Source organism: Deltaproteobacteria bacterium, assembly GCA_005879795.1.
Lineage (GTDB): Bacteria > Desulfobacterota > Binatia > DP-6 > DP-6 > DP-6.
In genome coordinates, this window is sequence record VBKJ01000023.1 from 1 (window position 1) to 5,183 (window position 5,183).

Here is a 5,183-nt window from a genome sequence, read left to right on the forward strand (position 1 = left end):
GTCGGCGGGCCAGTGCGACGTGGCGGAGAGCTGCACCGGGACCTCGGGCACGTGTCCCGCGGACGCCTTCGCCGCGAGCAGCACGCATTGCACGGGCGCCTCCCAGAGCGGCGTCTGCGACGACGACACGGCCGATCACTGCACGGGGAGCAGCAACACGTGCGTGGACGCGTACAAGGCGGCGAGCGTCACCTGCCGGACGTCGGCGGGCCAGTGCGACGTGGCGGAGAGCTGCACCGGGACCTCGGGCACGTGTCCCGCGGACGCCTTCGCCGCGAGCAGCACGCACTGTACGGGCGCCTCCCAGAGCGGCGTGTGCGACGACGACGCGGCCGATCACTGCACGGGGAGCAGCAATACGTGCGTGGATGCGTACAAGGCGGCGAGCGTCACCTGCCGGACGTCGGCGGGCCAGTGCGACGTGGCGGAGAGCTGCACGGGGACCTCGGGCACGTGTCCCGCGGACGCCTTCGCCGCGAGCAGCACGCATTGCACGGGCGCCTCCCAGAGCGGCGTCTGCGACAATGACACGCAGGATCACTGCACGGGGACCGGCAACGCGTGCGTGGACGTCTTCAAAGCAGCGAGCTGCACGTGCCGGCCCTCGGCGGGGCAGTGCGACGTAGCGGAGACCTGCACCGGGACCTCGGGCGCGTGTCCCGCGAACGCCTTCGCCTCGAGCAGCACGCCCTGCACCGGCGCGTCGCAGAGCAGCGCGTGCGACAACAACGCGGCCGACCACTGCACGGGGACCAGCAACGCGTGCGTGGACGTCTTCCAGACGGCGGGCTACACGTGCACCGATGACGCCGATTCATGCACGTCGGATGTCTGCAGCGGCAGCAGCGCGGCGTGTCTGCATCCGTGCATCCCGGTGGGAGTCACCTTGCAATATGCGGGCGACCTGTTCGTCTTCACGGCCGGGCCGACCGTGGGAACGGCCACCGTGGTGCTGTCAGCACATGTGACACCTCAGAACACTTGCCAGGATATCACTGCTCTCAGTGTCCGCTTCCGCGTGTTCCAGCAGAACAATCTCGTGGGCTCGCCGGTTCTCAACCAAGTTGCCGCTGTCAACAGTCAAGGGGACGCGTTCATCGCTTTTAATAGTCTTACGGGACAGTACACCGTGCGAGCCAGCGTCGAACCCCAAGCGTGCTGGCAAACGGCCGCCACGGATGCCTGTCTGACAATCGACTACGGGAGCACCGATCGACGAGTGACGGGCGGCGGGTGGATACCCACGCTCACTGGAAATCGCAAGGCCAACTTCGGGTTCACCGTTGGCTTCAACAAGAACGGAACCTTGAAGGGCAACAGCATCTACATGGTGCGCGGCGATGACGGCTACAATTACTTGGTCAAGTCCACCAGCTGGAACACCGGCGGTCTGTCGTTCCTCCAGGGCTGCTATATGCAGCTCACCCGAGGCCGATACTCGGCCAGCGTGGTCATCCAGAAGATCGATCCGGACACTGAAGTGGTCGTGTCCTCCATCGGCAACTGCTCGCTCGTGGTTGACATCGGCGACGGCGACCTGTGCAGTCCGCGCCAGCGCGACCAGTACGCGGTCCGCGTGATTCTGAAGGATGGCACCACGTGGTGGGGCAGCTCCCCGACACTGCAAGACCTCGGCGGCGGGAACGTGAGCGTCTTCAGCAAGTAGCATTCGCTGCCGGGACATTCCGCAGAGGGCGGGGATGAGCACTTTCTCCCCGCCCGCCAAGCCGCTGCTTGATGACCTGCGAGAACGACTGTCCGGCTCGCTTGTGGCGCGCGAGGGGGCTCAGTCCCCTTCGCGCGCCACCTCGCCGAGCGCCTTCTCCAGGTCGCCCACCGAGAACGGCTTGCGGAGGAAGCCCGCGAGCCCGGCCTCGGCGAGGGCGCCGCTCGCCTTCTCGTCGTCGTAGCCGGTCATGAGGATGACGCGCGCGTCGGGGCGAATGGTGCGGATCTCGCGGAACACGCGGTCGCCGGAGAGGCGCGGCAGGGTCAGGTCGACGATCACCGCGTCGATCATGCGCGCGTGCTCGCGAAAGACCTGCACGCCCTCGCGGCCGTCGCCGGCCTGGAGCACGCTGCAGCCGAGCCGCTCGAGCATGTGGGCGGTCACGACGCGCACGTCCTCCTCGTCGTCCACCAGGAGGACGGTGCGCCCCTCGCGGCCCTCGCCGGCGGGCGGCGCCGCGGGCGCGGGCCGCGGCTCTCCGCGGGCCGGCGCGCCCGCGGACGGGAGGTAGATCCGGACGGTCGTCCCGCTGCCGGGCGTGCTCGTGAGCGCGAGCGCGCCGCGGTGACCGCGCACGACGCCGAGCACGGTGGCGAGGCCGAGCCCCCGCCCCGTGAACTTGGTCGAGAAGAAGGGGTCGAAGACCCTGGCCGCCGTGGCGGCATCGATCCCGCAGCCCGTGTCGCACACCTCGATGCAGACGTGCGGTCCGGGCGCCGCCTCGGGCGCGTGCTGCGTGTCGCGCAGCGTGTCCGCACCCAGCTCGACGACCCCCGTGCGCACCGTGATCGTGCCGTCGGCGTCGCCGATCGCCTCCGAGGCGTTGATGACGAGGTTCATGAGGACCTGGCGGATCTGGGTGGGGTCGGCCTCGACCGCGGGAAGGTTGGGCGTCAGGTCGTAGGTCATCACGGCCCGGTTCGCCGTCGACACGTGCAGGAGATCGCTCGTCTCCGCGATGAGGGCGTTCACGTCGACCCGCGCGAGCGCGACCGTGCCCTTGCCCGCGTAGGCGAGCAGCTGCCGGGTGAGCTCGGAGCCACGCCGGGCCGCGTGCTCGATCCGCTGCACCGCCTGGCGTGTGGGCGCGCCGGGCGGCAGCTCGCCGAGCGCCAGGGAGGCGTTCCCGAGCACGCTCACCAGGAGGTTGTTGAAGTCGTGCGCGATGCCGCCCGCGAGCACGCCGAGGCTCTCGAGCTTCTGCGCCTCGCCGAGCCGCCGCTCGAGCGCCAGGCGGGCGTCCTCGGCCTGCTTGCGGTCGCTGATGTCCTGCGCGCAGAGGACCACGCCCACCGCACGCCCGTCGTCGTCGACCAGGCGCCTGGTACCGCACGCCATCACGCGCTCGCTGCCGTCGCGCGCGAGCATGCGGGCCTCGAAGGCGCCCGTCGGCTCGCCCGCGAGCGCCTTGCCGATGTCGGTGGCGACCGTCGCGCGGCTCCCCTCGGCAACGAGGGAGGTGAGGAGGTCCCGTCCGACCACCGCCGCCTGCGGCCAGCCGAGCACGCGCTCGGCCTCGCGGTTGAACTCGGTGACGGAGCCCGCCGGGCCGAGGACGATGATGACGCTCCCCGCCGTCTCCACCACGGAGCGGTAGCGCTTCTCACGCTCGCGTGCCTCGCGGTGGGCGGCGGCGAGCGCCCAGGTCTGGAAGAACTCCCGCCAGCGGCGCTGCTCGAGCACGGCCGTGATCACGACCGCGACGACGCCCGCCGAGGCGAAGAGCATGAGCTTGTCGTCGAAGGGCGGTCCGGTGGCCCTGCCCGTGATGACCGCCGCCGCCACGTACTCGCCGATGACCAGCAGGGAGGCGAAGGCCGACCAGACCGGCGACCAGGGGATGAGCACGGCCACGCCGAGCATCGCGAAGGTCGCGCCCAGGTTGATCGGGCTCTCCGCGCCGAGGGTGACGAGCGCGCGCCCCTGCAGGGCTCCTTCTGCCGCGAGGGCGAGGAGTTGCTCGATGGCCCCCATGAGGGCGGCCGCGACCACCCCGAGCGCGCGCGGGTGGCGCACCCCGAAGCGGGTCTGCAGCAGCACGAGGAGGAACCCGAGCGCCGCGGCGCCCAGCGCGCGCACGAGGAGCAGCGTGGCCGCGGCGTCCGGGAAGCGGGTCCGGTCGAGCGCGGCGAAGGTGAGGAGCAGGATGGCGGCGGTCAGGCAGTACGCGCTGGCGCCGCGCCAGCACCGCGCCAGGCTCTCCGCATCGTAGGCGGCCAGCGGCGGGCCCGGCTCGGGCCCTGGATACGGGCTGGGATGCGTGCCGTCGACGGCCATCGGCTCTCTCCGGCGAGAGCGGCCGCCGCCTCCCGCCGCACCCCGTCCCTCCCGGCGCTCGGCCGGATGTCGCCCGGGTACTACCACGATTCGCGCGCCGGGCGTCAACGCCCGGCACTCTTGACGAGAGGCCACCCTCCGCGGCACCAGGGCCCGGGAAGGAGAAATGCCCATGACGCACCGGCTGGTACCCCTGTGCCTGGCGCTCACCCTCGCCGGCGCCGCCTCCGCGGCCTCGCCCGAGAAGCCGTCGGTCGACTACCCGGCCGGTTACCGCAAGTGGCCGCTCGTCAAGTCCATGGTCATCTACTCCGACAAGCACCCGCTCTTCGCGCAGTTCGGCGGCATGCACCACGTCTACGCCAACGCCGAGGCGATGCGCGCGCTCGTGAAGGGCGGGACGTTCCCCGACGGCAGCGTGCTCGTCTTCGACCTCCTCGAGGCGAAGGACGAGAACGGCGCCTGGGTCGAGGGCAGCCGCAAGCTCATCGGCGTCATGGAGAAGGACCGCGCGCGCTTCAAGACGACCGGCGGGTGGGGCTTCGAGGGCTTCAAGGGCGACAGCCAGAGCGAACGGCTGGTGACCGACGCGACGGCCCAGTGCTTCGGCTGCCACCAGCAGCAGAAGGACAACGACTTCGTATTCTCGGGCTACAGGCCGTAGCTCGCTCAGCGGCTCCGCGTGACGCCCACGCGGTGGCAGAGGCGGGCGACCGGACAGGCCGAGCAGCGGGGCGAGAGCGGCTGGCAGACGTTCTGCCCGAAGGCGACCAGCAGGTCGTTGAGCTCGATCCAGTGCCGGCGCGGGAGCTTCGCGCGCAGCGCCCACTCGGTGCGCTCCGGCGTCGTGGTGCGCACGAAGCCGAGCCGGTTCGTGATGCGGTGCACGTGGGTGTCGACGCAGATGCCGGGGAGCGCGAAGGCATAGGTGACGACCAGGTTCGCAGTCTTCCGTCCCACCCCGGGCAGCGTCAGCAGGGCGTCCAGGTCCGCGGGGACGCGGCCGTCGAAGCGCTCGAGAAGCCCGCGCGAGACGCGCTGCACGACGCGCGCCTTGGTACGGTAGAAGCCGACCGGGAAGATCGCTCGCTCGATCCGGCGGCGCGTCAGGCCGAGCATGGCGGCCGGCGAGTCGGCGAGGGCGAAGAGCCGCGCCGCGGCCGGCCCCGTCGTCTCG

At 71.1% G+C, this 5,183-nt stretch carries 5 protein-coding genes; 2 read left to right on the forward strand and 3 right to left on the reverse strand.

The window, feature by feature from the left end:
* Positions 1 to 537 precede the first annotated feature (537 nt).
* Complete coding sequence (locus tag E6J59_00870; GenBank protein TMB23988.1) at positions 538 to 759, reverse strand: hypothetical protein; 222 nt, start codon at positions 757 to 759, stop codon at positions 538 to 540.
* A 7-nt stretch (positions 760 to 766) separates the two neighbouring features.
* On the opposite strand from E6J59_00870, the gene E6J59_00875 reads away from it, so the two are divergent.
* On the forward strand, positions 767 to 1,666 hold the full coding sequence (locus E6J59_00875; GenBank protein TMB23989.1) for a hypothetical protein: 900 nt from the start codon (positions 767 to 769) through the stop codon (positions 1,664 to 1,666).
* Positions 1,667 to 1,786: 120 nt separating this feature from the next.
* On the opposite strand, the gene E6J59_00880 is transcribed toward E6J59_00875, so the two are convergent.
* Positions 1,787 to 4,180 (reverse strand): PAS domain S-box protein, encoded by a 2,394-nt coding sequence (locus E6J59_00880; GenBank protein TMB23990.1) that lies wholly within the window; start codon positions 4,178 to 4,180, stop codon positions 1,787 to 1,789.
* On the opposite strand from E6J59_00880, the gene E6J59_00885 reads away from it, so the two are divergent.
* Positions 4,179 to 4,670, forward strand: a complete 492-nt coding sequence (locus E6J59_00885; GenBank protein TMB23991.1) for a cytochrome C — start codon at positions 4,179 to 4,181, stop codon at positions 4,668 to 4,670. The two genes, E6J59_00880 and E6J59_00885, sit on opposite strands and share 2 nt — an antisense overlap.
* Before the next feature lie 5 nt (positions 4,671 to 4,675).
* On the opposite strand, the gene E6J59_00890 is transcribed toward E6J59_00885, so the two are convergent.
* Positions 4,676 to 5,183: endonuclease III (locus E6J59_00890; protein ID TMB23992.1), on the reverse strand; the 508-nt coding region annotated here is incomplete at its 5' end.

Excerpts from the sequence above, each read along its gene's own strand:
- E6J59_00885 (TMB23991.1), top strand. The coding sequence starts at position 4,179 with ATGACGCACCGGCTGGTACCCCTGTGCCTGGCGCTCACCCTCGCCGGC.
- E6J59_00880 (TMB23990.1), bottom strand. The coding sequence starts at position 4,180 with ATGGGCATTTCTCCTTCCCGGGCCCTGGTGCCGCGGAGGGTGGCCTCT.